The organism is Reyranella sp. (assembly GCF_030651995.1).
Taxonomy (GTDB): domain Bacteria; phylum Pseudomonadota; class Alphaproteobacteria; order Reyranellales; family Reyranellaceae; genus Reyranella.
Window position 1 is genome coordinate 78,981 of sequence record NZ_JAUSBN010000040.1, and the last position, 26,457, is coordinate 105,437.

Annotated in this window: 26 protein-coding genes; 13 read left to right on the plus strand and 13 right to left on the minus strand. The window is 66.4% G+C overall.

The features are described from left to right. The first annotated feature begins 215 nt into the window (after positions 1 to 215). The 9 genes from Q7V45_RS12085 to Q7V45_RS12125 all read left to right on the plus strand — a co-directional run bounded on the left by Q7V45_RS12085 (position 216) and on the right by Q7V45_RS12125 (position 10,103). Positions 216 to 1,340 (plus strand): cyclopropane-fatty-acyl-phospholipid synthase family protein, encoded by a 1,125-nt coding sequence (locus tag Q7V45_RS12085; protein ID WP_304852175.1) that lies wholly within the window; start codon positions 216 to 218, stop codon positions 1,338 to 1,340. A gap of 87 nt (positions 1,341 to 1,427) precedes the next feature. After that, the gene (locus Q7V45_RS12090; protein ID WP_304852177.1) at positions 1,428 to 2,954 is read left to right on the plus strand and encodes a replicative DNA helicase; all 1,527 of its coding nucleotides are present in this window, start codon (positions 1,428 to 1,430) and stop codon (positions 2,952 to 2,954) included. 9 nt (positions 2,955 to 2,963) lie between these two features. Beyond that, positions 2,964 to 4,133 carry an alanine racemase gene (gene alr / locus Q7V45_RS12095; protein ID WP_304852179.1) on the plus strand — a complete coding sequence of 390 codons (1,170 nt, stop codon included), beginning with the start codon at positions 2,964 to 2,966 and terminating at the stop codon, positions 4,131 to 4,133. Next, positions 4,130 to 4,909 (plus strand): ABC transporter permease, encoded by a 780-nt coding sequence (locus tag Q7V45_RS12100; protein ID WP_304852181.1) that lies wholly within the window; start codon positions 4,130 to 4,132, stop codon positions 4,907 to 4,909. The genes alr and Q7V45_RS12100 overlap by 4 nt, the downstream gene beginning before the upstream one ends. A gap of 14 nt (positions 4,910 to 4,923) precedes the next feature. Further along, a complete protein-coding gene (locus Q7V45_RS12105) occupies positions 4,924 to 5,697 on the plus strand; it encodes an ABC transporter ATP-binding protein (protein WP_304852184.1) in 774 nt (257 codons plus the stop codon). 2 nt (positions 5,698 to 5,699) lie between these two features. Next, positions 5,700 to 7,163: a DNA repair protein RadA gene (radA, locus tag Q7V45_RS12110; RefSeq protein ID WP_304852186.1), complete on the plus strand. Its 1,464-nt coding sequence runs from the start codon at positions 5,700 to 5,702 to the stop codon at positions 7,161 to 7,163. 58 nt (positions 7,164 to 7,221) lie between these two features. After that, positions 7,222 to 7,833, plus strand: coding sequence for a CvpA family protein (locus Q7V45_RS12115; RefSeq protein ID WP_304852188.1), 612 nt, complete (start codon positions 7,222 to 7,224; stop codon positions 7,831 to 7,833). A 46-nt stretch (positions 7,834 to 7,879) separates the two neighbouring features. Beyond that, positions 7,880 to 9,343: an amidophosphoribosyltransferase gene (purF, locus tag Q7V45_RS12120; RefSeq protein WP_304852190.1), complete on the plus strand. Its 1,464-nt coding sequence runs from the start codon at positions 7,880 to 7,882 to the stop codon at positions 9,341 to 9,343. A gap of 10 nt (positions 9,344 to 9,353) precedes the next feature. Then, positions 9,354 to 10,103, plus strand: coding sequence for an SDR family NAD(P)-dependent oxidoreductase (locus tag Q7V45_RS12125; RefSeq protein WP_304852192.1), 750 nt, complete (start codon positions 9,354 to 9,356; stop codon positions 10,101 to 10,103). Positions 10,104 to 10,157: 54 nt separating this feature from the next. On the opposite strand, the gene Q7V45_RS12130 is transcribed toward Q7V45_RS12125, so the two are convergent. The 6 genes from Q7V45_RS12130 to Q7V45_RS12155 form a co-directional block, all read right to left on the minus strand. Next, the gene (locus Q7V45_RS12130) at positions 10,158 to 12,431 is read right to left on the minus strand and encodes a xanthine dehydrogenase family protein molybdopterin-binding subunit (protein WP_304852194.1); all 2,274 of its coding nucleotides are present in this window, start codon (positions 12,429 to 12,431) and stop codon (positions 10,158 to 10,160) included. After that, the gene (locus Q7V45_RS12135) at positions 12,428 to 12,904 is read right to left on the minus strand and encodes a (2Fe-2S)-binding protein (protein WP_304852196.1); all 477 of its coding nucleotides are present in this window, start codon (positions 12,902 to 12,904) and stop codon (positions 12,428 to 12,430) included. The genes Q7V45_RS12130 and Q7V45_RS12135 overlap by 4 nt, the downstream gene beginning before the upstream one ends. 4 nt (positions 12,905 to 12,908) lie before the next feature. Next, on the minus strand, positions 12,909 to 13,775 hold the full coding sequence (locus Q7V45_RS12140) for a xanthine dehydrogenase family protein subunit M (RefSeq protein ID WP_304852198.1): 867 nt from the start codon (positions 13,773 to 13,775) through the stop codon (positions 12,909 to 12,911). A gap of 227 nt (positions 13,776 to 14,002) precedes the next feature. After that, a complete protein-coding gene (gene der / locus Q7V45_RS12145; protein WP_304852200.1) occupies positions 14,003 to 15,439 on the minus strand; it encodes a ribosome biogenesis GTPase Der in 1,437 nt (478 codons plus the stop codon). Next, positions 15,426 to 16,763, minus strand: coding sequence for a PQQ-binding-like beta-propeller repeat protein (locus tag Q7V45_RS12150; RefSeq protein ID WP_304852203.1), 1,338 nt, complete (start codon positions 16,761 to 16,763; stop codon positions 15,426 to 15,428). The genes der and Q7V45_RS12150 overlap by 14 nt, the downstream gene beginning before the upstream one ends. A gap of 4 nt (positions 16,764 to 16,767) precedes the next feature. Further along, entirely contained in the window at positions 16,768 to 17,415 is a 648-nt protein-coding gene (locus Q7V45_RS12155; protein WP_304852205.1) for a tetratricopeptide repeat protein, read from the minus strand. A 163-nt stretch (positions 17,416 to 17,578) separates the two neighbouring features. Between Q7V45_RS12155 and Q7V45_RS12160 the strand changes: the two genes are divergently transcribed. After that, complete coding sequence (locus Q7V45_RS12160; protein ID WP_304852207.1) at positions 17,579 to 17,914, plus strand: DUF2794 domain-containing protein; 336 nt, start codon at positions 17,579 to 17,581, stop codon at positions 17,912 to 17,914. Positions 17,915 to 17,916: 2 nt separating this feature from the next. On the opposite strand, the gene Q7V45_RS12165 is transcribed toward Q7V45_RS12160, so the two are convergent. Continuing rightward, positions 17,917 to 18,132, minus strand: a complete 216-nt coding sequence (locus Q7V45_RS12165; RefSeq protein WP_304852209.1) for a bacteriocin — start codon at positions 18,130 to 18,132, stop codon at positions 17,917 to 17,919. Positions 18,133 to 18,319: 187 nt separating this feature from the next. Between Q7V45_RS12165 and Q7V45_RS12170 the strand changes: the two genes are divergently transcribed. Continuing rightward, a complete protein-coding gene (locus Q7V45_RS12170) occupies positions 18,320 to 19,291 on the plus strand; it encodes a homocysteine S-methyltransferase family protein (RefSeq protein WP_304852211.1) in 972 nt (323 codons plus the stop codon). Here the strand turns inward: Q7V45_RS12170 and Q7V45_RS12175 are convergent. Together Q7V45_RS12175 and Q7V45_RS12180 are read right to left on the minus strand one after the other, a co-directional pair. Further along, the gene (locus Q7V45_RS12175; protein ID WP_304852213.1) at positions 19,288 to 19,629 is read right to left on the minus strand and encodes an ArsC family reductase; all 342 of its coding nucleotides are present in this window, start codon (positions 19,627 to 19,629) and stop codon (positions 19,288 to 19,290) included. The genes Q7V45_RS12170 and Q7V45_RS12175 overlap by 4 nt on opposite strands. 18 nt (positions 19,630 to 19,647) lie before the next feature. Then, positions 19,648 to 21,231, minus strand: coding sequence for an ABC transporter substrate-binding protein (locus tag Q7V45_RS12180; RefSeq protein WP_304852215.1), 1,584 nt, complete (start codon positions 21,229 to 21,231; stop codon positions 19,648 to 19,650). A gap of 110 nt (positions 21,232 to 21,341) precedes the next feature. Here Q7V45_RS12180 and Q7V45_RS12185 point away from each other — a divergent pair, with 110 nt between their 5' ends. Next, the gene (locus tag Q7V45_RS12185) at positions 21,342 to 21,722 is read left to right on the plus strand and encodes a hypothetical protein (protein ID WP_304852217.1); all 381 of its coding nucleotides are present in this window, start codon (positions 21,342 to 21,344) and stop codon (positions 21,720 to 21,722) included. On the opposite strand, the gene Q7V45_RS12190 is transcribed toward Q7V45_RS12185, so the two are convergent. Genes Q7V45_RS12190 through cysG form a run of 4 tightly spaced genes read right to left on the minus strand, consistent with a single transcriptional unit; the run spans position 21,723 to position 25,482 of the window. Next, a complete protein-coding gene (locus Q7V45_RS12190) occupies positions 21,723 to 22,166 on the minus strand; it encodes a DUF934 domain-containing protein (protein WP_304852219.1) in 444 nt (147 codons plus the stop codon). Beyond that, the gene (locus Q7V45_RS12195; protein WP_304852221.1) at positions 22,153 to 23,826 is read right to left on the minus strand and encodes a nitrite/sulfite reductase; all 1,674 of its coding nucleotides are present in this window, start codon (positions 23,824 to 23,826) and stop codon (positions 22,153 to 22,155) included. The genes Q7V45_RS12190 and Q7V45_RS12195 overlap by 14 nt, the downstream gene beginning before the upstream one ends. Beyond that, positions 23,819 to 24,133, minus strand: coding sequence for a DUF2849 domain-containing protein (locus Q7V45_RS12200; protein ID WP_304852223.1), 315 nt, complete (start codon positions 24,131 to 24,133; stop codon positions 23,819 to 23,821). Before Q7V45_RS12200 ends, Q7V45_RS12195 begins: the two co-directional genes overlap by 8 nt. After that, the gene (cysG, locus tag Q7V45_RS12205; RefSeq protein WP_304852225.1) at positions 24,133 to 25,482 is read right to left on the minus strand and encodes a siroheme synthase CysG; all 1,350 of its coding nucleotides are present in this window, start codon (positions 25,480 to 25,482) and stop codon (positions 24,133 to 24,135) included. The genes Q7V45_RS12200 and cysG overlap by 1 nt, the downstream gene beginning before the upstream one ends. 318 nt (positions 25,483 to 25,800) lie before the next feature. Here cysG and Q7V45_RS12210 point away from each other — a divergent pair, with 318 nt between their 5' ends. Further along, positions 25,801 to 26,244, plus strand: a complete 444-nt coding sequence (locus tag Q7V45_RS12210) for an Hsp20 family protein (RefSeq protein ID WP_304852227.1) — start codon at positions 25,801 to 25,803, stop codon at positions 26,242 to 26,244. Positions 26,245 to 26,457: the final 213 nt, after the last annotated feature.

Below are 26,457 nucleotides of genomic sequence, written 5' to 3' on the forward strand. Positions count from 1 at the left end.
TTCATTCACACTATCTTCGGGCAATTTCACACATTCATTCCTTTGCGTCGAAAAAGCGGATGGGACTAACATCATGCCACGACAAATTGGAGTGATCCGTCGTGCTGCTTGCGCAGGTCCTTGCCCGGGTCGTGAACGAAGGCCAACTGACCATCATCGATGAAGCTGGTCGGTCACATCAGGTCACGGGTGCAAGACCTGGCCCCGCAGTGACCATGCGGGTCCACGACCGGTGGACCGGCATCCGCCTTGCCTTCCGGCCCCGGCTCGCCCTGGGCGAGGCGTACATGGACGGCCGCCTCACCGTCGAACACGGCGATCTCTACGGCCTGCTCGACCTCCTGGGGCGCAACATGACCGCCGTCGATTCCACGGCCATGATGCGCTGGTCCTATAGGCTCCAGCGGTGGCTACGCGTGCTGGAACAGTACAATCCCATCGGCAAGGCCCAGAAGAACGTGGCACATCACTACGATCTGAAGGGTGAACTCTACGATTTCTTCCTCGATCGCGACCGGCAGTATTCCTGCGCCTACTTCAGGACCGGCAGCGAGCCGCTGGAGACGGCACAGGCCGACAAGAAGGCGCACATCGCGGCCAAGCTTCTGCTCAGTCCCGGCCAGAAGGTGCTCGACATCGGATCGGGCTGGGGCGGCATGGGCCTCTACCTCGCCCGAGCCTTCGACGTCGATGTCACGGGCGTCACCCTCTCGCGCGAGCAACACGGCGTTTCGAGCCGCCGCGCCGTCGATGAGGGCGTCTCGGACAAGGTCCGCTTCAAGCTTCTCGACTATCGCGAGGAGCCCGGTCGCTACGACCGCATCGTTTCGGTCGGCATGTTCGAGCATGTCGGCTCCGCGCACTATCTCGAATTCTTCACGAAGGTGAAGGAGCTGCTGGCGGACGATGGCGTGATGCTGCTGCATTCGATCGGCCGCATGGAGCCGCCGGGCGGCACCAACACCTGGCTCCGCAAGTACATCTTCCCCGGCGGCTACAGCCCCGCCCTGTCGGAAGTGCTGGCGGCGATCGAGAAGGCAGGACTTTGGGTGACCGACATCGAAGTGCTGCGTCTGCATTATGCAGAGACGCTGCGTCTCTGGCGCGAGCGCTTCCTCGCCAACCGCCAGCAGATCAAGAATCTCGCCGGCTACGACGATCGCTTCTGCCGGATGTGGGAATTCTATCTCGCAGGCTGCGAGGTGGCCTTCCGGTACATGAACCAGATGGTCTTCCAGATTCAGATCACCCGGCGGCAGGATGCGGTGCCGCTCACGCGCGACTACATGGCGTCTGGAGAACGCCTGAAGAACGTCGCAGGATCCCTGGCGGCCGAATAGGAAGGTATCCTCGCTACGCTCGGGATAAGCGGGCACTCAAAATCTTTGCGCTGTGATCCCCCTCCCATCTTGGGCAAAGACAATCTGATGGAGCCACTGAAAGAGTCCTCGAACGTCACGCGCCTGCCGGGCGCCGAAGAGGCGCGCCTGCGCGAGCCGCCGCACAACTTCGAAGCGGAGCAGGCGCTGCTCGGCTCCATCCTCGTGAACAACGCCTCCTATCAGCGCGTGGCCGAGTTCCTGCGCCCCGAACATTTCGCCGATCCGTCGCACGGCAAGCTCTACGATTCGCTATCGCGGCTGATCGAGCGCGGCCAGGTGGTGAGCGCCGTCACGCTCAAGACCTACGTCGAGCAGGATCCCGCGATGAAGGAAGCCGGTGGCGCGGCCTATCTCGCCCGGCTTGCCGCAGCTTCCGTGCACGTGATCGACGCCGCTGCGTTCGGTCGGGCGGTGCACGATCTGTATCTCCGTCGCCAGCTCATCGATCTCGGCGAAAACGTCGTCAACGGCGCCTTCTCCGGCGACGTCGACGAGACGGCGCTGCAGCAGATCGAGGTTGCCGAAAAGAAGCTCTACGACCTGGCCACGACCGGCCAGACCGAAGGCGGCTTCAAGCCGTTCCGCATGGCTCTCACCGAAGCCATGACTGCCGCCGAAGCGGCCTATGGCCGCGAGGGCAAGCTCACCGGCGTGGCCACCGGCCTGGGCCAGCTCGATCAGTTGCTGGGCGGACTGCACAGGTCGGACCTCCTGATCCTCGCCGGCCGTCCTTCGATGGGAAAGACCGCGCTGGCGACCAACATCGCCTTCAACGCCGCCAAGGCGTATCGCGAGGAGATCGTCGAAGGTCATCCCAAGGCGGTGGACGGCGCCGTCGTCGGGTTCTTCTCGCTGGAAATGTCCGCCGAGCAGCTCGCCACCCGCATGCTGTCGGAGCAGGCCGAACTCTCCTCCGAGAAGATTCGCAAGGGTGAGATGAACAGCACCGAGTTCGACAGGGTGCTGAACGTCAGCCACGAACTCGAGCACCTGAACTTCTTCATCGACGACACGCCCGCCCTGTCCATCGCCGCGCTGCGTACCCGCGCCCGCCGACTGAAGCGGACCCACGGGCTGGGCCTGATCATCGTCGACTACCTCCAGCTCCTCAATCCGTCAGGCAAGAGCCGCCAGGAAAATCGCGTCCAGGAGGTTTCGGAGATCACCCGAGGACTGAAGACGCTGGCCAAGGAACTGGACGTTCCGGTGGTCGCCTTGTCACAGCTCTCCCGCGCCGTCGAGCAGCGTGAGGACAAGCGCCCCCAGCTTGCCGACCTTCGCGAATCGGGCTCGATCGAGCAGGACGCCGACGTCGTGATGTTCGTCTACCGTGAAGAATACTACCTGACCCGCACCGAGCCCGCCCGGCGCGCCGAGGAGAGCGACCAGAAGTTCAACGAACGCCACGACGCCTGGAAGCAGCGCTGCGAGGAAACCTACGGCAAGGCGGAGGTCATCGTGGCCAAGCAGCGCCATGGTCCGACCGGAATCGTGCGCCTGTCGTTCGAAGGACAGTTCACGAAGTTCGGCAACCTCGATGTCGGTGCTGACGAGCCCGTACCGGCGTTCTAAGGTCAGGGTGTGTCAATCTCCGGCGACGACGACGCGGCCCGGCGGGCCGGCGCGATCCTTTCCATCGACCTGGGCGCAATCGCGGCCAACTGGCGCGGGTTGCGCGACGCCGGTCGCGCCACCGGCCGGCAGGTCGACTGCGCCGCCGTCCTGAAGGCCGATGCCTACGGCACCGGCGCCGCGGTGGTTGGCGCCCGGCTGGCCGCCGAGGGCTGCCGACACTTCTTCGTGGCCCATATCGACGAGGGAATTGCGCTCCGCCGCGTCCTGCCCGAGCCGCCGATCTACGTCCTGAACGGACTACTCCCCGGCACCGAGCCCGACTTCGTCGAGCACCGTCTCATCCCGGTGCTCAATCACCTGGCGCAGCTCAACACCTGGCGGGCCGCCGCCCAGCGCTTCAGCAGGACGCTCGACGCCGTCGTGCATTTCGACACCGGCCTGCACCGGCTGGGCTTCTCTGCCGAGGACGCTCAGGTCCTGATCAACGAGCGCGGCCGGCTGCGCGGCCTGCGACTTGCCCTGATCATGAGCCACCTCGTCGCCTCGGAGGACACGTCAAACCCGGTCAACGGCGAGCAGCTCTCGCGCTTCCGTACCTTCGTGCGCGCGATGCCGGGCGCGCCGACCTCGCTGGCCAACTCCTCGGGCATCTTCCTGGGGCCGGACTTCCATTTCGACCTGCTGCGCCCGGGCGCGGCGCTCTACGGCATCAATCCCCTGCCGGGCCAGCCCAACCCGATGCTGGGCGTGGTGACACTCCACGCGCATATTCTTCAGACCCGCCGGATCGATGCCTTCCAGACGGTGGGCTATGGCGGCGCCTGGCGTTCAGCGCGGCCGAGCCGGATCGCCACGATTGCGCTCGGGTATGCGGACGGCTATTTCCGCAATCTCGTCAACCGCACCCACATGCACCTTGCCGGGCACACCGTGCCCGTGATCGGTCGTATCTCCATGGACCTCGTGACCATCGACGTGACCGACGTGCCGGAGGCCGACTGCCAGGCCGGCGCCATGGTCGAGGTGCTGGGCCCGCATCTCACGCCGGACGATCTCGCCGACCACGCCAGGACGAACGCCTATGAGATCATGACCGCGCTCGGCCGGCGCTACCATCGAGCCTATGTCGACGGCTATGCCGGCGGCCCGGCCGACGACGCGGGAGAAGCAGCGTGAGCATTCCTCTGGTCACGATGCTGGGGCGCATGACGCTTGCCTTCCTGGAGGCGATCGGCAGCGTTACCTCTTTTGCCTTCAAGGCGATCCGGCAGGGTCTGCAGCCGCCCTACTACCGCCGGCAGATCCTCCGGCAGATTATGGAAATCGGCTATTACTCGCTGCCTGTGGTCGGCCTCACCGCGATCTTCACCGGCATGGTGCTGGCGCTGCAGAGCTACACCGGCTTCGCACGCTTCTCCGCCGAGAGCGCGATTCCCAATGTCGTCGTGGTCTCGCTGACTCGCGAACTGGGTCCCGTGCTGGCGGGCCTGATGGTCGCAGGTCGCGTCGGCGCGGCGATGGCCGCCGAGATCGGCACCATGCGGGTCACCGAACAGATCGATGCGCTCACTACGCTCTCGACCGACCCGTTCAAGTATCTGGTCGTGCCGCGACTGATCGCGGGCATCCTCACCCTGCCGTTCCTGGTGCTGATCGCCGACATCATCGGCGTGCTGGGCGGTTTCCTGGTCGGCGTCTACAAGCTCGATTTCAACGACGCGGCCTACCTGCGCAACACGATGGACTTCCTTGAATTCCAAGACGTCTTCTCGGGCCTGGTGAAGGCGGCGGTGTTCGGCTTCCTGATCACCCTGATGGGCTGCTACCACGGCTACACGTCGCGCGGCGGCGCCCAGGGTGTCGGCATGGCGACCACCAACGCCGTGGTCTCGGCGTCGATCCTCATCCTGACGTTCAACTACTTCATCACCGAAGCCTTTTTCGCGCGCTGATCGGCTCCCGCCTCATGGCCTCCCCCAAGATCTCGCTGCGCGGCGTCACCAAGGCTTTCGGGCAGAAAAAGGTGCTGCAGGGCATCGAGCTCGACGTGGCCCCCGGCGAATCGATGGTCGTGATCGGCGGCTCCGGAACCGGCAAGTCGGTGCTGCTGAAATGCATCCTCGGTCTGCTTCGGCCGGAAAACGGCTCGATCAAGATCGACGGCGAGGAAACACGAGACCTCAGCGACCGCAACAGGGCGCGCGTCATGCGCAAGTTCGGCATGCTGTTCCAGGGCGGGGCGCTGTTCGATTCGCTGCGCGTCTGGGAGAACGTCGCCTTCGGCCCCATCCAGAGCGACGGCATGGCCCCCGCCCAAGCCCGTGAAGTCGCCGTCGCCAAGCTGGGCGCGGTCGGCCTGGGCCCCGAAATCGGCGACCTCTTCCCTTCGGAATTGTCGGGCGGCATGCAGAAGCGCGTGGCGCTGGCCCGCGCCATCGCCCGCGAGCCCGAGATCATCTTCTTCGACGAACCGACGACCGGCCTCGATCCGATCATGGCCGACGTCATCAACGACCTGATCGTGAAGTGCGTCAGCGACCTCGGCGCGACGGCGGTCTCGATCACCCACGACATGGCGAGCGCCCGCAAGATCGGCCACCGAATCGGCATGCTGCACGAGGGCAAGCTGATCTGGCAGGGGCCCGTCGCGGACATCGACCGCTCGGGGAACGCCTATGTGGACCAGTTCATCCACGGCCGGGCCGAAGGTCCGATCCGTATGCAGGTCCGGAAGTTCTGACCTTGGCACGGCCGCTCAAGCGCTTCGTCTGCCAGTCCTGCGGGGCCGTCACGACCAAATGGAGCGGCCGTTGCGAATCCTGCGGTGAGTGGAACACCATCGTCGAGGAGGCCGCTCCCGCGCCCGGCCCGGCCGGCGGCGCGATGGCCCGTCGCGGCAAGGGCCGCCTGCTCGACTTCACGGGCCTCACCGGCTCGACGCCGCAGCCGCCGCGCCTCAAGAGCGGCATCAACGAATTCGATCGCGTCTGCGGTGGCGGTCTGGTCGTCGGCTCCGCGCTGCTGATCGGCGGCGATCCCGGGATCGGCAAGTCTACCCTGTTGCTGCAGATGGCGGCGGCGCTCGCCAGACAGAACACCGCCTGTGCCTATATTTCCGGCGAAGAGGCCGTCGATCAGGTCCGGCTGCGGGCCGAACGGCTGGGCCTGGCCGACGCCCCGGTTCAGCTGGTCGCCGCCACGTCCGTGCGCGACATCGTTGCCTCGCTGGAGCAGCCTGACGCTCCCAAGGTGGCGGTCATCGATTCGATCCAGACCATGTGGCTCGACACCGTCGATTCGACACCCGGTACCGTCACGCAGGTGCGCGCCTCGGCACAGGCGCTGGTCGAACTTGCCAAGCGCCGCGGCATCGCCGTGCTGCTGGTCGGCCACGTCACCAAGGACGGCGCCATCGCGGGTCCGCGTGTGCTCGAGCACATGGTCGACACGGTGCTCTACTTCGAGGGCGAGCGCGGCCACCAGTTCCGCATCCTGCGCACGGTCAAGAACCGCTTCGGCCCGACCGACGAGATCGGCGTCTTCGAGATGTCCGACCGCGGACTTTCCGATGTCGCCAATCCCTCGGCCCTGTTCCTGGCGGATCGTCGCGGTCATGTCTCGGGCACCTGCGTCTTCGCCGGCATCGAGGGCACCCGGCCCTTGCTGGTCGAGATCCAGGCGCTGGTCAGCCCCTCTTCGCTCGCCACACCCCGACGGGCCGTGGTCGGCTGGGATTCGAACCGCCTCGCCATGGTTCTGGCCGTGCTGGAGGCCCGTTGCGGCGTCACGGTCGGCGCCAATGACGTCTATCTGAACGTGGCGGGCGGCCTCCGGATCGGCGAGCCGGCCGCCGACCTCGCCGTGGCCGCGGCGGTCATCTCCTCGCTGGCCGACGAACAGGTCCCGGGCGACATGGTGGTATTCGGGGAAATCGGCCTTGGCGGCGAGGTCCGTCCGGTGGGGCAGCGCGAAGCCCGGTTGCGGGAGGCCGCCAAGCTCGGCTTTCGAAGCGCCCTCGTTCCGCAGGTTCGCAGTGGGTCGGGGCCTGCCCCGCGGGCGCCGGAGGGCATCGCCATTGACGAAATTGAGCATCTGTCGGACCTTGTGGCGCGTTTCCAACCGGCCGATCAGCCTCTAAAACGTGGCCGGCGCGAGGGCCCCCGCGAAGGATCCGGGGACCGCCGACGCGATCGGGATCAATATTAACGGGACAGAGAGAACGGGGTCGATGGAGCAGCTTGGAATTACCGTTTTCGACGTCGCCGTGATCGCCATCGCCGTGTTCGGAGCGGCCATCGGCCTGTCCACGGGCTTTGCCCACGCCGTCCTTTTCATCGTCTCCTGGATCGCCTCCGGGTGGATCGCCTGGCGTTTTTCCAAGGTCGTCGAGCCGGAGGTCCTGAAGGTCGTCGGCAGCGCCGAACTCTCCTATTTCGTCTCTTTGCTGGTCGTCTTCGTGGCCGCCCTGATCGTGCTGATCATGCTGACCAGCGTGCTGTCCCGGTCGATCAGGTCGAGCCCGCTCGGCAAGCCGGACAAGATCCTCGGGGCGGGCTTTGGCGTGCTGTGCGCCTGGGTCGCCATGGGCGCGGCCTTCCTGTTCTACGGGTATCTGGGACCCCGCCAGTTGCCGCCCGCCGTCGAGGGGGCCGCCAGTTTCCCGATGATCCGGGAAATGGCCACCTTCGTGGAGCCCTATCTTCCCACCGGATTCCGCAACCGTCTGCAGCGGCCGGGCATGGAAAGTGGCGCGATCACGTCGCCGGCGAGGACTTCGCCCGCACCGTCGGACGTGGCGCCGGCAGCACCGTCCGCCGCCCCGGCCGCGCCATCAGCTGCACCGGCGGCCCCGGCTGAAACCAAACCGCCGCAGTGAGTGATCCTTGATAGCCTTGGGGCGACACGCCAGCTATAACGCCGCCGTGTTTAGCGCCCCGAAACGCTCCGACGACACCCTCGACGACAAGTTTCACGAGGAGTGTGCGCTGTTCGGCATCTACGGGACATCGGATGCCGCCGCTCATACCGCTTTGGGCCTCCACGCCCTGCAGCATCGCGGCCAGGAAGCGTCCGGAATCGTCACCTTCGACGGCCGACTTTTCCACAATCACCGCGCCGCCGGCCTCGTCGGCGATATCTTCGGCACCCAGGCCGTCATGGACAAGCTGGTCGGCTATTCGGCGATCGGCCACAACCGCTACGCCACAACGGGCGGTTCCTCGGACCGCAACATCCAGCCGATCTTCGCCGACTTCGACTTCGGCGGCCTCGCCCTGGCGCACAACGGAAACCTCACCAACGCCTACCTCCTGCGCAAGGAGCTGGTGCGGATCGGCTGCCTGTTCCAGTCGACCACCGACACCGAAGTCATCAACCATCTGATCGCCCGCTCCAACTACTCGACCGTCGTCGACCGGCTGATCGATGCGCTGGGCCGGGTCAAGGGCGCTTACTCGCTGCTGCTGCTGACGAACGAGGCCCTGATCGGCGTGCGCGACCCGCTGGGCGTGCGGCCCCTGGTGGTTGGCCGGCTCGAGGATGCCTGGATCCTGGCCTCCGAGAGCTGCGCGCTCGACATCATCGGCGCCCGCTTCGTGCGCGACGTCGAGCCGGGCGAGATCGTGATCGTCGACGGCAACGGGCTCAGGTCCATCAAGCCGTTCGTGAAGCAGAAGCGCCGCTTCTGCGTGTTCGAGCACATCTACTTTGCGCGGCCCGATTCGAAGGTCGAGGGCATCGGCGTCTACGATGCGCGCAAGCGCATTGGCATGGAACTGGCCAAGGAGAGCCCCGTGACGGCCGACGTAGTCGTGCCCGTGCCGGACTCCGGCGTACCGGCCGCGATCGGTTACGCCGCCCAGTCGGGCCTGCCGTTCGAACTCGGCATCATCCGCAACCACTATGTCGGCCGCACCTTCATCGAGCCTGCGGACCATATCCGCCATCTCGGCGTGCGGCTGAAGCACAACGCCAACCGGGCCCACATCGAGGGCAAGCGTGTCATCCTCGTCGACGATTCCATCGTGCGCGGCACGACCTCGATGAAAATCGTCGAGATGGTGCGCAACGCTGGCGCCCGTGAAGTGCACATGCGCATCGCCGCCCCGCCGACCACCGATCCGTGCTTCTACGGCATCGATACGCCCGAGCGCGACAAGCTGCTGGCCTCGCGCTACGACGTCGCCGGCATGGCGAAGTTCATCGGCGTCGATTCGCTGGCCTTCGTCTCGATCGACGGCCTCTATCGCGCGATGGGCCTGCCGGGCCGGGATGCGAACGAGCCGGCCTTCTGCGACGCCTGCTTCACCGGCGACTACCCGATCGCGCTCGACGACGTGGTCGGCATCGAGGATCGCCAGCTCTCCCTCCTCGTCGAATCGGCCTGAGTTCAGGATCATGACCGAAGCCGCCGTCGGCCGCCTCGCCGGGCGTGTTGCGCTGATCACCGGCGCCTCACGCGGCCTCGGTGCAGCCGCCGCCCTCGCCTACGCCGCCGAAGGGGCACATTGCGTGCTGGTCGCCCGGACCGTGGGCGGCCTCGAGGAAGTCGACGACCGCATCAAGGAGATCGGTGGCTCCGCAACCCTCGTGCCGCTCGATGTCACCGACGGCCCCGGGATCGACCGGCTGGGCCAGGCGCTCTTCGACCGCTTCGGCCGCCTGGACGTATTGCTGGGGAATGCCGCCATCCTGGGCACGCTCTCGCCGATAGGCCATTTCGAGCCCCGGATTTTCGAGCAGGTGATGGCGGTGAACGTGACCGCCAACTGGCGCCTGATCCGCTCGATGGACCCGCTCCTGCGCCGCTCGGATGCCGGCCGCGCCATTTTCGTGACCTCGGGCGCCTCCCGCAGGATCATTCCCTATTGGGGCGCCTACGCCACGAGCAAGGCCGCGCTGGACATGATGGTCGGCATCTATGCCGCCGAGGTCGCGCACACCCAGGTGAAGGTCAATCTCTTCAACCCGGGCCCAATGCGCACCTTCATGCGCCGCGAGGCCTTCCCGGGCGAGGACGAAGCCCATCAGATCCCGCCCGAGGCGCACGGCGAATCGCTGATCCAGCTCGCGATGCCCGCCTGCGCCATGAACGGCCAATGGGTCGCCGGCGACGCGGCCCTGGAGCAGCGCCCCAGCATCAGCTGAGGACGCCGCAGGCAGTTTCGAGGAGGTGACGGCGCGGGGCCGTCACCAGCTCCCCTATTCGGCGGCCATGTCCATCGTCGCCAGCACCTTGGGCGGCGACATCGGCAGGCTGTAGAAGCGCCGGCCGAGCGCGTCGTAGACCGCGTTCGAGATGGCGCCCAGCGGCGGCACCAGCGGGACCTCGCCGACGCCGCGGACGCCCTGCGGATGCTTCGGGTTGGGGATCTCGAGGATCACCGAGTCGAGCATCGGCAGGTCGGAGCTGACCGGCATGCGGTAGTCGAGGAAGCTCGGATTATCGAGCTTGCCGTCCTTGTTGAAGATGTACTCCTCGCTGAGCGCCCAGCCGATGCCCTGGGCAGCACCGCCCTGGATCTGGCCCTCGACATAGCTGGGATGGATGGCCCGGCCGACATCCTGGAAGGCCGTGTACCTCAGCACGCGCACGATGCCGAGATCGGGGTCGACCTCGACGTCGCAGACATGGGTGGCGAAGCCGCCTTCGGCACCCGTCGTGTTGAGCTGCTGGCCGGCGCCGATCGGACCGCCGGTGGCGCTCGCCTGCGCTGCGATCTGGCCGAGGCTGAGCGGCTCGAACTTGCCGGCGTTGTCGCCGGCCGGACGAGCCTCGCCATTTTCCCAGACGACCGCGTCGGGATCGATCTTCCAGATCTTGGCCGCACGCTCGCGGAGTTGGCTGATCACGCGTTCCGTCGAGTGCGTCACGACCATGGCCGAGGCGTAGGTCACGCGGCTACCGCCGGTCAGGTTGCTGAAGCCGATGACGCTGGTGTCGCCGATCAGCACCGAGACCTTCTTGTAGTCGATGCCCAGCAGCTCGGCGGTGATGTTGGCCGTCGAGGCGCGCGAGCCGCCGATGTCGGGATGACCGGTGATCACCACCACCGTGCCGTCCTCGTTGATGTTGACCTGCGCGCTCGACTCGCCGCCGGCATTGAACCAGAAGCCCGAGGCCACGCCGCGGCCGTAGAGCATGCCCTTCCCGGCCTTGGGCAGCGGCGTCGTGTAGTGGGCGTGCTTCTTCGCTTCCTCGATCGTCTCGACGAAGCCGATGCGCGGATAGACCGGCCCGTGCGCGGCCTTCGTGCCCTGCTTCGCCGCGTTCTTCAGACGGAAATCCAGCGGATCCATCTTCAGCGCCTCGGCCATCTCGTCCATGACGCACTCGACGCCATAAGCGCCGATCGGCGCGCCGGGCGCGCGATAGGCCGCGACCTTGGAGCGGTTCGACACCACGTCGTAGCCGAACGAGTGCACGTTCGGGATGTCATAGGGCGCGAAGGCGCAGCCCGCCGCGCCGCGGATGGGCGAACCGGGCAGCGCGCCGGCCTGCAGGCAGAAGGTGCCCTGCGCCGCCACCAGCTTGCCGTCCTTGGTCGCGCCGAGCTTGACGGTGCTGTAGGAGCCCGAGGTCGGGCCGGAGGCATGGAACACCTCGGCCCGGCTCATGGTCATCTTCACCGGCCGGCCGGACTTCTTGGCCAGGATCAGCGCCAGCGGCTCGAGGTAGATGATCGTCTTGCCGCCGAAGCCGCCGCCGATCTCCGCGGGAATGGCACGGATGTCGTTCTGGGGCAGCCCGGTCAGGTAGGCGCACATGGCGCGGACCATGAACTGGCCCTGGCTGGAGCTCCAGATCGTGGCCTTGCCATCGGAGACGCTGACCAGGCAGGCATGCGGCTCGATATAGCCCTGGTGCACCGGCTGGGTTCGGAAACTGCGCTCGATGACGACGTCGGCCTTGGCGAAGCCCTCACCGATATCGCCGAGCTTGTGCTCCAGCGTCCCGGCGATGTTCGAGGGCTTGTCCTTGTACTTGATGAAGTCGTGGAGGATCGGCGCGTCGGGCTTCATCGCCTCCTCGACGTCGATCACGAAGGGCAGCACCTCGTACTCGACCTCGATCAGCTTGCAGGCCTCCGCCGCGATCTTCTCCGTGGTTGCCGCGACCGCCGCCACCGGATGGCCGGCGAACAGCGCCTTCTCCCGCGCCATGACGTTGCGGCACATCCAGCGCATGTCCTGGATGCCCAGCATCACCGACTTCTCGATCGGGAAGTTCACGATATCCTTGGCCGTCATCACGGCCTTCACGCCGGGATGCGCTTCCGCCTTGCTGGTGTCGATCGACTTGATGCGCGCGTGCGGATGCGGGCTGCGCAGCACCTTGCCCCAGATCATGCCGGGCATGGTGGTGTCGGCGGCATAGGCCGCGCGTCCCGTCACCTTGTCGGCGCCATCGGGACGGACCGTGCGCTTGCCGATCCACTTATTGTCGTTGGCGGTGTCGGGGGTCTTCGTGTTCATCGGGCGGCCCTCATGTCGGCAGCGGTGTCCAGTACGGCGCGGATGATCTTGTCGTAGCCCGTGCAGCGGCACAGGTTGCCGGCCAGCCAGAAGCGGACTTCATGCTCGGTCGGATCGGGGTTCTTCTCGAGCAGCGCCTTGGCAGCCATCAGCACGCCCGGCGTGCAGATGCCGCACTGGAGCGCCGCCGATTCGAGGAACTTCTGCTGCAGCGGATGCAGTTCCTCCCCGGCCATGCCCTCGATGGTGTCGATCTTCTGCCCCTCGGCCTCGGCCGCGAGCATCAGGCAGGAACAGACGATCCGTCCGTTCAGGGTGATCGTGCAGGCGCCGCAGTCGCCGGTGCCGCAGCCTTCCTTGGCGCCGGTCAGCCCGAGCGGCCCGCGCAGGACGTCGAGCATGCTCTGGTCGGCATCGCAGAGGAACTCCTGCGGCTCGCCGTTGATCGTGGTGGAGACGTGAAGCTTCGCCATGGTCTTATTTTCCTCCCGCGCGTTCTGCGGCAATCAGTGTGGTGCGCTTCAGCAGGACGCCGGCGACCTTGGTGCGATAGGCGATGGTGCCGCGTTTGTCGTCGATCGGACGGCAGGCGGCGCTGCAGGCGGCTGCGGCCTTGGCCAGCGCCGCGTCGTCGAGCTTGGAGCCGATCAGCGCTTTCGCTGCCGCCTCGACCAGAAGCACCGTCGGCGCGACGGCGCCGAGGCCGACGCGCGCGGCGGTGCAGGTTCCGTTGTCGATCGTCAGGCTGACGCCGCACCCCACGACGGCGATGTCCATCTCGGTGCGCGGGATCATGCGCAGGTAGGCGTCGCTCGAGCCCTTCGGACGCGGCGGCAGTGTGAACGAAACGACGATCTCGCCGGGCTCGAGGTTGAGGCGGCCCGGCCCCTTCGGCACCTTCTCGACGGCAAGCTCTCGTCGCCCGTTCGGTCCCTGGATGGTGACGATGGCGCTGGCCGCGATCATGGCCGGCACGCTGTCGCCGGCGGGCGAACCGTTGCACAGGTTGCCGCCCGGCGTGGCACGGCCCTGGATCTGGGTGGAGCCGATCAGGTTGGTGGCCTCGACGACCCCCGGCCAGACCTTGCTGACCTTGGGATGCTCGCGCAGGGCGGCGCCGGAGACGGCGGCACCGATCCGGAAGCCGCCCTCCTTCGTCTCCTCGATGGTGGTCAGCTCGCCGATCTTCTTGACGTCGACGATCGTCCCGGGTGCAACGACCCCGTTGCGCATCTGGACTAGGAGGTCGGTCCCGCCCGCCAGGATCCGGCCGGCCCCCGCCGCCGCGGCAAACGCCCGAACCGCCTCGTCGAGCGTCTTCGGCGCTACGTATTGGACATCCATCGTTCTACCCTTTCATCCCGTCGGCGGCTGCGGCGCAGCTCGTTATTTCGACTTTCTTGGAGTGAAGCCTAGGGCAGCAGGTCGGTGCCGGGCAAGGCGCCTCTGCACCATTGGCCGCAATGCGGCCGATGGCATGGGCAGCTTCCTGTGATCGCTCTTTCTTCAACGCTCTCGGACATTGCCAGAGGCAATGTCCTGACGCTCCCCGGGCTGAACTCCGCTCAACCCTACCGTTGCGGCTTGCGCCGGCCCTCGTAGGGGTTCTTCGGCTTGCGCATGCTGAGCCGGATCGGCACACCCGGCATGTCGAAGTCGTCGCGCAGGCGGTTGGTCAGGAAGCGCAGGTAGTCGTTGCCCAGTTCCTGCGGCTGGCTGACCGACAGGATGAAGGTCGGCGGGCGGCGCTTGATCTGGGTCATGAAGCGCAGCCGGATGCGGCGGCCGTTGGGCGCGAGCGGCGGCGGATGCAGCACCTCCATCTCGCGCAGCCAGCGATTGAGCTTCGGGGTCGTGACCCGCTTGTTCCAGATCTCGTAGGTCTCGAAGACCTTGGGCAGCAGTCGCTCGACGCCGCGTCCGGTCAGCGCCGAGAAGCCGACGATCGCTACGTCCTTCACCTGCGAGAACGACATCTCCAGCCGGTCGCGCAGCTTGCGCCACTGTTTCGACGACTCCGACTGGTCGTCGGCCAGCAGGTCGGTCTTGTTGACCGCGATCACCAGCGCGCGCCCCTCCTCGATCACCCAGCCGGCGATGTTGAGGTCCTGCTTCTCGGCCATGTCGGCCGCATCCAGCACGACCACCACGACGTCGGCCAGCCGGATCGTGTCGAGCGAGTCGGCCACGGAGGCCGCTTCCAGCTTGGCATCGATGCGGCTGCGGCGGCGCATGCCGGCCGTGTCGACCAGGCGAACCGGGCGGCCGCGCCATTCCCATTCGACACGAATCGAATCGCGCGTGATGCCGGCCTCGGGCCCGGTCAGGACACGCTCCTCGCCGACCAGGCGGTTGAGCAGCGTCGACTTGCCCACGTTCGGCCGCCCGACGATGGCCAGCAGCAGAGGCCGGCCTTCGGGTACGTCCTCGAGATCGGGATCGACTGCCTCGGCCTCGTCTGGATCGGCCTCCTCCGGCATCGGCTCGATGTGCCGGCTCAGAGCCTCGTGCAGGTCGCTCAATCCCTCGCCATGTTCGGCCGAGACCGGGATCGGTTCGCCGAGCCCGAGCCCATGCGCTTCGGCGAGCCCCTGCTGGCCGGCGCGGCCCTCGCACTTGTTGGCGACCAGGATCACCTTCGCCGAGCGCTTGCGCAGCCAGTTCGCGAAGCTCTGGTCGAGGGGCAGGATTCCGGAGCGCGCGTCGATCAGGAACAGGACGACGTCCGAGCCTTCGATCGCCCGCTCCGTGAAGCGCCGCATGCGGGCCTCGAGGGCCTCGCCTCCCGCCGTTTCCCATCCCGCCGTGTCGAGCAGCATGAAGGCGAGGTCGCCGAGCTGCGCCGGCTGCTCGCGCACGTCGCGCGTGACGCCGGGCGTGTCGTCGACGATGGCGCGCCGCCGACCAGCCAGCCGGTTGAACAGCGTCGACTTGCCGACGTTGGGACGGCCGACGATGGCGACGCGGCGCAGCCCCGGGGTGGGTGGCCGTTCTTCAGCGGAGGGCAATGAGTCGCCCGGAATCTGTCAGGACGTAGATGGTCCGGTTGGCGATGACGGGACCGAGGCGCACGCGGTCGCGCACGTCGATCTTGCCCATGATCTCGCCGGTATAGGGCGAGACCACCACCAGATCACCCAGCGAACTGGTCAACAGAAGGCGGTCGCCCGCCAGAACCGGGCCGCCCCACAGGACCGGGACGTGCTTCTTGGCATCCTCGAACCGAGTCAGCGGCGTGACCCAGCGGACCTTGCCGGTGTCGCGGACCATGGCCACCACGTCGGCATTGCCGGTGACCACGAAAAGGAAGCGGCCTGCCGTCCACGGTGTCTGGCTGCCGCCGATGTTTCGATCCCACTGGCGCTGGCCCGAACGGAGGTCGATGCCGGCGATCTGGCCCGCCGAACCCATCGCGATCACGAGGCCGCGGTCGATCACCGGGCGGCCGCGAATGTCGGCCAGGTTGCCGAAAGCGCGGATATCCGCGCGCGCACCGATCAGCGATTCGTTCCAGATCGGACGGCCATTGTCGGCGCGCAGCGCCACGACCTCTCCCGACGTGAACGGCGCGACGACGGTATCGCCCGAACCTGCCGGGCTGTTGCCGCCGACATATCCAGACGATTCCTGCAGACCGGGGAACTGCCACAGGTCGGAGCCGTCGGAAGCGGCCAGCGCATGCAGCTTGTTGTCGATGGCGATGACGTACACCCGGTCGTTGAACACCAGCGGCGCTCCCCGTACCGGCGCGCTGACGCCCGAGTTCCATTCCTCCTTGCCGGTGTTCGGGTCGAGCGAATAGACCATGGCGAAGCCCGTCGTCACGAAGAGCTTCCCGCCGTAATAGGCCAGGCCGCCGCCGAATTCGTCGGAGTCGCGCGCCTTTTCCGGCGCCAGGGTGACCCGCCACAGCAGCGCGCCAGTATCGGCATTGAAGGCCGACACGGTGCCCTGCGCGTCCTTGGCGAACACCTTGCCCTCGGCGACGACCGGCGGCGTCGTCAGGATGCGGGTCGAGCTGCTGCCCGAGCCGACGTCGGCCGTCCAGATGATCTGCGGCGAGGGCCCGATGGCCAGATTGTGCATGGCATTGTGCGCGAAGCCGCCGGACTGCGGCCAGGATTCGTTCACCGTGGGGGGCGGCAGCACGACCTGCATGCCCGCGACATCGCTGTCGGGTTCGAGGTCCTTGCGATCCCCCAGCACGGAAATTCGCTCGCCGGGCAGCGCCGTCTTCTTCTTGTCTAGGATATCGCAGCCGGAAAGGGACACCACCATCAGGGCGGCGGCGAGAAGGAAACGGGGATCGACCACGCGCAACACGCTCGACATCGGACTACTTAGCCTCCGCGCCGCCGTGAAGATTGAGCATTGCCGTGACCCGCTGCGACGTGCCCTGCGGCACGGCCGGATCCTTGGCGATCTCGTTCCACAATTCCTTGGCGCGCTTGGTATCGCCCTTGCGCACGGCCAGCATCGCCTGGAGCTCACGCACGCTCAGACCAAACGGGCGACCGGGAGCCGCAAGCGGCTCGAGCCTGGCGACCATTTCTTCGGCCTTGGGCGTGTCGATGCTCTTGAAGGCGGCGATCACCAGGGCGAGATCGCTGAGTTCGCTCGCCGAAAGGCTGGGGGCCACCGTGGAGAGCGCGGTCACCTGCTCCTCGAGCGTGGCGCGGAGCTGCGCGGCAGTAAGCGCGGCGAGAGAACGGTAGGGCTGGAGGGCGTCGGCCGCCTGCTTCTCCAGCTCGGCACGCGCCGCGGCCGGATCCGCCGCGATCTGCGCCAGCGCGGCCGAATAGGCGACGCTCGCAGCGGCACGTTGCGCCCGATCGTACTGGCTCCAGCCCACGAATCCCGTGACGGCCACGACGATCACGACCGCTCCGGCCACCACCCAGGTGCCGTAACGACTCCACCATTCCTTCATCTCGTCCTTGCGGACGGCCTCGTCGATCTCGTGGAACGCGGCGGAGTCGGACACGTAGTGCTCCCGGAATATCGCGGAATATCAACAGCTTCAACCGCGGTTCATAGCCCCCTACCCGAGCTTTGGCAAACAACCGAATGGGGGACTCGAGGCGCTTTACCCCCACCCGCGCTTCTGCAAGAATTCATATCACTGACATGTTCGAAGTCGCGGTGGCATGACCAACCTCTACCGTTTGGCCGATCAGCGAGCCCGGCGCCGAATCGTTTCGTTCGACAAGCGGGAACTCTCGCGGCTTCTGGGTCTGTACAGCATGCGTGTGGCAACCGGCGAATGGCGAGATTACGCCATCGACTTTCGACCGGGCATGGCGATCTTCTCGATCTTCCGCCACACCGCCGAGCAACCACTGTTTGCCATCGCCAAGGTGCCGGGGGCCGGCAATGGCGGTAGTTACGTCGTCTATAATGGGCCACGCAAACTGGCCCATGGCGACACGCTCGAAGACGTGCTGCGCGTCTTCGAGCGTAAACTCAGGATTTTGCTGGGATAGCGCTACTTCTTCGGCGTGGTGGCCGCGCCGATACCGGCGCCGACCGCCGTGCCGACCAGTACCGGAGCGACCAGCGGCCAACCGGCGATCGCGCCAACCGCGAGACCGGTGCCTGCGCCAATGCCGCCACCTGTTACGGCGCGCTCACCCCATGTATCGCCGCAGGCGGAAACCGACAGGGCCAGAGGCAGGACGAGAAGAGCAACGGCGGTTTTCATTTCAGACCTCGAAATAAAGAGGGGAACTGCGGTAGCAGCGGTCAAAATCAATTGTCTTGGCCAAGCAAGGCCTTATGAGGCGATCTTTCGATATTTCCCTTAACGTGTCAATTGGATCATTTAACTACATGAAATATAATACTTTTTTACACAAACATCATGGGCGAGTGGCCCTTCGAGGCAAACGATGAAGACCACTGCCAGGTACCGCCATCGGCTGCCGCAGGGCGACGGTGGCCTGTTCCTGACCGACGGCGGAATCGAGACCAGCCTGATCTTCCAGGATGGTCTGGACCTTCCCCTCTTCGCGGCTTTTCCCCTGATGCGAGATGCCAAGAGCCGGCAATTCCTGATCCGATACTATGAGCGCTACATCGACATCGCGCGCACGCACGCCATGGGCTTCGTTCTCGAGAGCCCGACCTGGCGGGCAAGCGCCGACTGGGGCGCGAAGCTCGGCTATTCGGCGGCAGACATCGCCGCGATCAACGCCGACGCGATCGGCCTGATGCACGACCTGCGGGACGGCTATGAGGACCGGGCATCACCGATGGTCGTGAGCGGCTGCATCGGACCGCGTGGCGACGGCTACGTGCCGGGCGAGGTGATGTCGGAGGACGCGGCCGAAGCTTACCACGCCCTGCAGGTCGAAGCCTTCGCGGATGCCGGTGCCGACATGGTGAGCGCCACCACCATGACCAATACCAGCGAGGCCATCGGCATCGTGCGGGCTGCCCTCCAGGCCGGCATGCCCGTGGCGATTGCCTTTACGGTCGAGACCGATGGCCGCTTGCCGACCGGGCAGACCTTGACCGAGGCCATCAGCCTTGTCGACCAGGCGACCGCGAACGGGCCGGCCTACTACATGATCAACTGCGCCCACCCCACCCACTTCCGGGAGGTGATGGAAGCGGACCAGGACTGGACGCGCCGCATCCGCGGGCTGCGGGCCAATGCCTCGCGCCGCAGCCACCAGGAGCTCAACGACTCGCCCGATCTCGACGCCGGCGATCCGATCGAGCTCGGCGGGCAGTATCGCGACCTCTTGCAGACCCATCCGCAGATCAACGTGCTGGGGGGTTGCTGCGGCACCGATCACCGCCACGTCGAGTGCATTGCCCTCGCCTGCAAGACCGTGAGCGCGGCCGGGACTGCCTAGACGAGCGCCTCGTACTGCTCGGGCTTGAAGCCGACGAGCAGCTTGCCGCCGCCTTCGAGCACCGGCCGCTTGATCATCGAGGGCTGGGCGATCATCAGCGCGATCGCCTTGCTCTCGGTGAGCCCCTCCTTCTCCTTGTCCGGGAGTTTGCGGAAGGTCGTACCGGCACGGTTCAGCAACACCTCCCAGCCGACCTTGCGGGCCCAGCCTTCGAGGCGGGCGCGATCAATGCCGGACGCCTTGTAGTCATGGAAATCGTAGGCGACGCCCTTCTGGTCCAGCCAGGCGCGCGCCCTCTTCATCGTGTCGCAGTTCTTGATGCCGTAGATCGTGGTCATGCGTCCACGATCCCGGAGTCAGGGCTGCACGTCCAGCCCCTTGTAGAGCGCGGCGCTGTAGATGCCGTGCGACCGCACGTTCTTGATGTTCTTCTTCGCGACGAGAAACAGCCTCGAATGCGCCGCCGGGATCATGAGCGCTTCGTCGTGCACGCGGCGCTGGATCTCCTTGAAGAACTTCGCGCGGTCGGCGTCGTTCAGCGCCGTGCGGCCGGCGTCGAGGATGCGGTCGGTCTCGGCGTCGTTCCACATCATGCGGTTGGGCACCGGCCGGTTCTTGGAGTGGTAGTAGAGGTACATCTGATCGCCGGCCGACGTGTAGGGCACCGCCAGCGTCCAGATGTCGTAGTCCTGCTGGGCGATCTTCTGGAAGAAGACCGTCGGATCCCAGGTCTGGATCTTGATGTCGATACCAACCGTGCGCGCGGCGCCCTGCAGCACCTCCGACAGCTTGGGATTCTGTCCCACCGTGTACGAATACATCAGCAGCTCGAGCTTCTTGCCGTCCTTGTGTCGGAAGCCGTCGGGTCCCATTTTCCAGCCGGCCTCGTCGAGCAGCTTCTTCGACTTCTCCGGATCGCGCGTCGTGAGCACGTCGAGCGTCGCCGGCTCGAAGTCGAGCGCCTTGGGGTGGACGAGCGACCGCGCCGTCTCGGCCTGGCCGAAGAAGATCGCCTTGTTGATCTCCTCGCGGTCGACGAGATGGGCGAGCGCCTGGCGGACCCGCTTGTCCTGCAGGTTCTCGCGCGTGCTCTTCAGGCCCCAGTAGTACATCGCGAAATCGGCCGTCGGTTCGTAAACGGCGAGATTTGGCGCCTTCTTGAAGCTCTCGATCGCCTGCAGCGGATTCCAGTGACAGAAATCGGCCTGGCCCGAGAGCATCGTGGCGATGCGCGTCGTTTCCTCCGGCACGATGCGCCAGATCATCTTCTCGTACTTCACCGGACCCTTGTTGGCGTAGACGCCGGTCGGGCCCCACTTGTAGGCGTCGTGGCGCTTCAGCACGAGTTCCTTGCGCGGCTGCCAGCTTTCCCAGCAGAGCGGCCCGGTCCCGTCGAAGCCCTTGACGCCGAAATCGGCACCGAGCACCTCGACGTTCTCCTTGTTGATGATCGTCGCGGCGAAATTCGCGAGATCGACCAGCAGCTCGGAATGCGGCCGCTTCAACTTGTAGACGAGCGTGTAGGGATCGGGGGCGGTCAGACTGTCGATCTCGCCCAGCCGCCAGTAGAACGGCCAGCGGGCGGAGGGATCCGCCAGCCGCGTGAAGGAGTAGATCACGTCGGCCGCCGTGAACTTCTTGCCGCTGCAGAACGTGACGTCGTCCCGCAACGAGAACGTATAGGTGAGCCGGTCGTCGGAGACCGTCCACGATTTGGCCAGCAACGGATGGACGCTCTTCAGGTCCCAGTCGAGCGCGACCAGCGTATCGCCCATCATGAACATGGGATGTCCCATGCCGCTCGATGTGTTGCTGTGGGGATCGTACCTCGGTGCGTCCTGCGAACGAATGTTCACGAAGATTTGTGCAGAGGCCGGCACCGCGAGCGCACACCAGCCCAGAGCGAGCGCCAGCACGGCGCCCGTTGCTCCCTTGATCATGTCGCTTCCTCCCGCCGGTGTATCCCCGGCTATGGGAAGCAGCCTATCCCGGGTGGCCAGTGCCGCCAAGCGGCTCGACGGCCACCGGGCCGTTCGCCTAAAGTCCGGCCATGCCCATCGAGTACACGATCGATCACGAAAAGCGCTTCGTCCACGCCCGGGTCCTGGGCGTTATTGCGATAAAGGACATCGAGGACTTCACCGACGCGGTCGTGGCTCAGAACGCCCTCACCTATCGCAAGCTGTTCGACGCCAGCAAGGGCGATGGGACCTACACCGAGCAGGACGTCATGACACTCGCTGCCCGCGCGGCGGCCTATGCAAGTCTCGCCAAGCGCGGGCCACTCGCACTGATCCCCAGGCCCGGCCACAATGCCGACCTCGCCCGGCGATACGTGAATCTCGGCAAGTTTACCGGCCAGGCGCAGATTTTCGACTCGGCCGAGGACGGCCTGAAGTGGCTGGAGGCCCAGTCCGAAAGCGGGCACTGATCAGGACGCCGCTGCGTTGCCGTGCGCGAGCCGGCGCAGCGAGGCCGGCACCTGATCGTCCTCCGCCGGTTGATAGACGACGCTGAACACGCTGCGCGCCCTGGCCAGCGCCTCACCAAATCCCTGCTGCTCGCTCTCGAAGGAATCGAACCCGCAGCGCAGCATGAATGCCACCTGGTCCTGGAGCACGCCGCCCGTGGCGCGCAGCTCGCCGCGATAGCCCATGCGACCGCGCAGGAGACGCGCCTGACTATAGGCGCGACCATCGCTGAATTTGGGGAATTCGAGCACGATCAGGCGCAGGCGTCCGAGATGCGGCGCGAGGTCCTCGACGGGATCGGTGTTGGCCAGAGACACAGCCGGCCATTCGGGCCGCGCCTGCCATTCGGCGAAGGGCAGAGCGACATAGGATGCGGGCAGCCCCGCTTCACTAAACAGCGGCATAGACTCTCTCCTTGAAGGGTTGGGCGCCGATGCGCCGGTAGGTATCGACGAAGCGCTCCCCGTCCCGGCGCGCATCCAGATAGGTGGCGACCAGCGCATCGACCGCCTCGACCACCTTGTCCGCCGTCACGGCGGGCCCGAGGATCGCGCCCAGCGCCGTCTTGCCGAAGTCGACGTCTCCACCGAGGCTGATCTGGTAGAGCTCGACGCCGTTCTTATCGACGCCGAGGATGCCGATATGGCCGACATGGTGATGACCGCAGGCATTGATGCAGCCCGAGATCTTGATCTTGAGATCGCCGATATCGTGCTGCCGCGCGAGGCTCGCGAAGTGGTTGGAGATGCGTTGCGCCACCGGGATCGAACGCGCATTGGCCAGGGCGCAATAATCAAGCCCGGGGCAAGCGATGATATCCGTGATCTTGCCGACATTGGCTTGCGCGAAGCCCAGCGCCGCCAGTGAGCGGTAGACCTGCGGCAGGTCCTCCACCGCGACATGCGGGAAGATCAGGTTCTGCTCGTGGCTGACCCGCAGCTCGGCCTGGCTGCAGGCCTCGGCGATGTCGGCGACGCCATCCATCTGCGCGGCACTGGCATCGCCCGGCGGCGTGCCGGCAGGCTTCAGCGAGGCGGTCACGATGGCATAGCCGGGCACGCGATGCGGCGCGACGTTGGACGTGAGCCACAACGCGAAGTCAGGGTCGCCCAGACGCTGCGCCTCCACCAGTCCAGACACGGCGGGTCGCGGTGGCAGATCCGGCGGCGCGAACTGGCGGGCGATGGCCTCGATCGTCCCGGCCGGCAGCTTGAGCGCGCCATCGCGGCTCGCGGCATACTCGGCCTCGACCTCCTCGCGCATCTTCTCCACGCCGACCTCGTGCACCAGGATCTTGATGCGGGCCTTGTAGAGATTGTCGCGGCGGCCGTAGCGGTTGTAGACGCGCAACGTCGATTCCAGATAGGCGAGCAGTTCTTCCTTCGGCAGGAACTCGCGCAGCGTCTTGCCGATCATCGGCGTGCGGCCGAGACCGCCGCCCACGATCACCTCGAAGCCGACCTCGCCCTGCTCGTTTCGCCACAGGCGCAAGCCGATGTCGTGCACGCGCACGGCGGCGCGATCGTTGGGGGAGCCCGTGATGGCGATCTTGAACTTGCGCGGCAGGAAGGCGAACTCGGGGTGCAGCGTCGACCACTGGCGCACGATCTCGGCCCAGATGCGGGGATCCTCGATCTCGTCGATCGCCGCGCCGGCATAGTGATCGGCGGTGACGTTGCGGATGCAGTTCCCCGACGTCTGCATGGCGTGCATGTCGACCTCGGCCAGCGCCGCCAGAGCGTCGGGAGCATCCGCCAGCTTGATCCAGTTGAGCTGCAGGTTCTGGCGCGTCGTGAAGTGGCCGTAGCCGCGATCATACCGGCGCGAGATGTCCGCGAGCTTGCGCAGCTGGCGCGACGACAGCGTGCCGTAGGGAATGGCGATCCGCAGCATGTAGGCGTGGAGCTGCAGATAGAGGCCGTTATGCAGGCGCAGCGGCTTGAACTGCTCCTCGGTCAACTCGCCCGCCAACCGGCGGCGGACCTGGTCGCGGAACTGCTCGACCCTCTCGGAGACCAGTGTGCGGTCGTAGTCGTCGTAGCGGTAGAAATGGGTGTCAGGCATAACGCACCGCGTCGGCTGCGATGGCATCGAATGTGAGGCCCGAGGCGCGGATCTTCTCGCGCAAGGACAGCGGTTCGATCGTGCCGTCCTCACCCTCGGTCACCGCCACCAGGAACGGATCGACCACGCTGAAGGCCTCGACGCGGGCGCGCTCCAGCAGGAACTCGGCGCCACGCTTGTCGCGCGCGACCGCCGCATGCTCCAGGCGGTCGGTCCATTGCCCGGCCTCGTCGAGCCAGACCACCAATCCGTCGACCAGCCGGTTCGCCGATGCGACCTGCAGGTCGCCGCTCAGATTCTTGGCCATCAGGACACCTCTGCGAGCGCTGGGCTTTGGGACACGGCGGCATAGGCCGCGACGTCGCCCACGATGATCAGGCTTGGACCAGCCACACCGCTTTGGGCATGGGCGGCGGCGAGTCGTGCGAGATCGCCGAGCCGGCCGGTTGAGACCCGCTGGTCGGGCCGCGTGCCGTTCTCGACGATGGCTACCGGCGTGGACGGCGCAGCGCCGGCGGCGAGCAGCCGGTCGCGCACGGCTGACGCTTCCGTGGCGCCCATGTAGATCGCCAGCGTGTGCCCTTCCGTGGCAAGCGAGGCCCAGGCGGGCTGCCGGCCGTCCTTGGCGCTGTGCCCGCTGACGAAGGTCACGGCCGCGGCGTGATGCCGATGCGTGAGGGGAATGCAGGCCGAGGCGGCGCACCCCAGCGCAGCGGTGATGCCCGGCACGATCGTAAAGGCGAGGCCGGCGGCGCGCAGCGCGTCGACCTCCTCGCCGCCGCGACCGAACACGAACGGGTCGCCCGCCTTCAGGCGCACCACGGTCTGGCCGGACCGCACCCGGCGGACCAGCTCGGCATCGATGTCGGCCTGCGCCCAGCTCGGGCGGCCCTTGCGCTTGCCCACCGGGACGATCTCGGCGTCGCGCCTTGCCCGCGCCAGCACGGCCCGCGGCACGAGATCGTCATGCAGGATGGCGTCGGCTTCCTGAAGGAGTTGCGCCGCCCGAAGGGTCAAGAGATCAGGGTCGCCTGGCCCCGCCCCCACGATATGGGCGATGCCGGAGGGCGTCATCTGGCGCCGCGCCGCGTCCAGTTCACCGAGCGCCACGCGCCGGGCCCCGGCCGCGTCGCCGGCGAGCACCAGGCGTGCCGCTGGTCCCTCGACCAGGCGCCGGAAGAAGGCGCGGCGGCGGGCGGGGTCGGCGATCAGCGCATTGACCTGCGCCCGGAACGTCGTGACGAGGCGCGCCAGCGCGCCCAGCCGCTCGGGCAAAGCCGCCTCGATCCGGCCACGCAATACCGTCGCCAGGGTGGGCGAAGCGCCGCCGGTCGAGATCGCCACGACGACGCCGTCGCGATCGACGATGGCCGGCATGATGAAGTCGCAGAGGGCCGGCCGGTCGGCCACGTTCACCGGGACGCCGGCGGCCTTCGCCTGCCGATGCGCGGCGGCATCGCTGGCTTCATCTTCCGTAGCGACAAAGACGGCCACAGCGCGCCGCAGCTCCTGTGCGGTGGCAGAGCGCGCCTCGAACCTCAGGACGTCGGCACCGGCGGAGCGGGCCAGATCGGCCCGCAGATCCGCCTTCGGTCCCTCGCCGACGACCGCGACCTTGCGGCCGGTGAGATCGAAGAAGAGCGGCAGGTGCTTCACTATACGGCCACGTGCACGACGACGTTGAGGGGGAGCATGCCGGTGGCCTGGGAGACCGACAGGACCCACAACGCAGCCTCGGAACGGGGAATGAACTTGGACATGCGGTTACCGCCTTTGATCTGGCGATATCTCGCACATTAGCCATGAGTTGAATTTCCGAAGGTTCTCCGGAAGGAAGCATTTCCTGCCGTTCAAGGTCCGGAGAAGGAAATTTTTACCGCCCTTGAAGCGGCCTCCTCCGCCCCTAAATCACTGGTGTTCCCCGCGCCCATTCGGGGCGGGAACGTCCAACATCGCTCAAGAGAGGATGATCAAATGCGTACTGTCGACTATTCCCCGTTCTATCGCGCCACTGTCGGTTTCGACCGCGTCTTCGACCTGCTCGACTCGGTGTCCAGCCAGTCCGCCGCCAACGGCTATCCCCCGTACAATATCGAGAAGGCCGGCGATAACGCCTACCGGATCGTGATGGCGGTGGCGGGCTTCGCCGAGGCCGAGCTCAACGTGACCCAGAAGGAGAACGAGCTCCTGGTCACCGGCCAGACCGCGCCCACCGACGGCCAGGAAGAGAAGCAGTATCTCTATCGTGGCATCGCCGGCCGCAACTTCGAGCGCCGCTTCCAGCTCGCCGACCATGTGAAGGTCACGGGTGCGAAGCTCGCCAACGGCCTGCTCACGATCGACCTGCAGCGGGAGATCCCGGAGGAGAAGAAGCCCCGCGCGATCCCCGTCCAGGGCCAGGCGGCCCTTACCCACTAAGCAGGCAGCAGCCTGCTGTCTCCGAAGGGGCGTCGCGGGAAACCGCGGCGCCCTTTCTTTGTGGCGAAAGCCAAAGGTCCCTCACTTCGTTCGGGATGACAGTTTTGTTGGGATTTGCGCAGTGCGCCGACGCGAGAAAACGCTGTCATCCCGAACGAAGTGAGGGTGTGGATTCAAGTTTGAAGTGCAACAGTTGAGCGATGAATACCTCGG

What these genes read in the sequence shown, in the direction of transcription:
- Q7V45_RS12085 (WP_304852175.1), top strand. Translation starts at nt 216, where the DNA reads ATGCGGGTCCACGACCGGTGGACCGGCATCCGCCTTGCCTTCCGGCCC.
- Q7V45_RS12090 (WP_304852177.1), top strand. Translation starts at nt 1,428, where the DNA reads ATGGAGCCACTGAAAGAGTCCTCGAACGTCACGCGCCTGCCGGGCGCC.
- Q7V45_RS12105 (WP_304852184.1), top strand. Translation starts at nt 4,924, where the DNA reads ATGGCCTCCCCCAAGATCTCGCTGCGCGGCGTCACCAAGGCTTTCGGG.
- Q7V45_RS12125 (WP_304852192.1), top strand. Translation starts at nt 9,354, where the DNA reads ATGACCGAAGCCGCCGTCGGCCGCCTCGCCGGGCGTGTTGCGCTGATC.
- Q7V45_RS12130 (WP_304852194.1), bottom strand. Translation starts at nt 12,431, where the DNA reads ATGAACACGAAGACCCCCGACACCGCCAACGACAATAAGTGGATCGGC.
- Q7V45_RS12135 (WP_304852196.1), bottom strand. Translation starts at nt 12,904, where the DNA reads ATGGCGAAGCTTCACGTCTCCACCACGATCAACGGCGAGCCGCAGGAG.
- Q7V45_RS12140 (WP_304852198.1), bottom strand. Translation starts at nt 13,775, where the DNA reads ATGGATGTCCAATACGTAGCGCCGAAGACGCTCGACGAGGCGGTTCGG.
- Q7V45_RS12150 (WP_304852203.1), bottom strand. Translation starts at nt 16,763, where the DNA reads ATGTCGAGCGTGTTGCGCGTGGTCGATCCCCGTTTCCTTCTCGCCGCC.
- Q7V45_RS12160 (WP_304852207.1), top strand. Translation starts at nt 17,579, where the DNA reads ATGACCAACCTCTACCGTTTGGCCGATCAGCGAGCCCGGCGCCGAATC.
- Q7V45_RS12165 (WP_304852209.1), bottom strand. Translation starts at nt 18,132, where the DNA reads ATGAAAACCGCCGTTGCTCTTCTCGTCCTGCCTCTGGCCCTGTCGGTT.
- Q7V45_RS12170 (WP_304852211.1), top strand. Translation starts at nt 18,320, where the DNA reads ATGAAGACCACTGCCAGGTACCGCCATCGGCTGCCGCAGGGCGACGGT.
- Q7V45_RS12175 (WP_304852213.1), bottom strand. Translation starts at nt 19,629, where the DNA reads ATGACCACGATCTACGGCATCAAGAACTGCGACACGATGAAGAGGGCG.
- Q7V45_RS12180 (WP_304852215.1), bottom strand. Translation starts at nt 21,231, where the DNA reads ATGATCAAGGGAGCAACGGGCGCCGTGCTGGCGCTCGCTCTGGGCTGG.
- Q7V45_RS12185 (WP_304852217.1), top strand. Translation starts at nt 21,342, where the DNA reads ATGCCCATCGAGTACACGATCGATCACGAAAAGCGCTTCGTCCACGCC.
- Q7V45_RS12190 (WP_304852219.1), bottom strand. Translation starts at nt 22,166, where the DNA reads ATGCCGCTGTTTAGTGAAGCGGGGCTGCCCGCATCCTATGTCGCTCTG.
- Q7V45_RS12195 (WP_304852221.1), bottom strand. Translation starts at nt 23,826, where the DNA reads ATGCCTGACACCCATTTCTACCGCTACGACGACTACGACCGCACACTG.
- Q7V45_RS12200 (WP_304852223.1), bottom strand. Translation starts at nt 24,133, where the DNA reads ATGGCCAAGAATCTGAGCGGCGACCTGCAGGTCGCATCGGCGAACCGG.
- Q7V45_RS12210 (WP_304852227.1), top strand. Translation starts at nt 25,801, where the DNA reads ATGCGTACTGTCGACTATTCCCCGTTCTATCGCGCCACTGTCGGTTTC.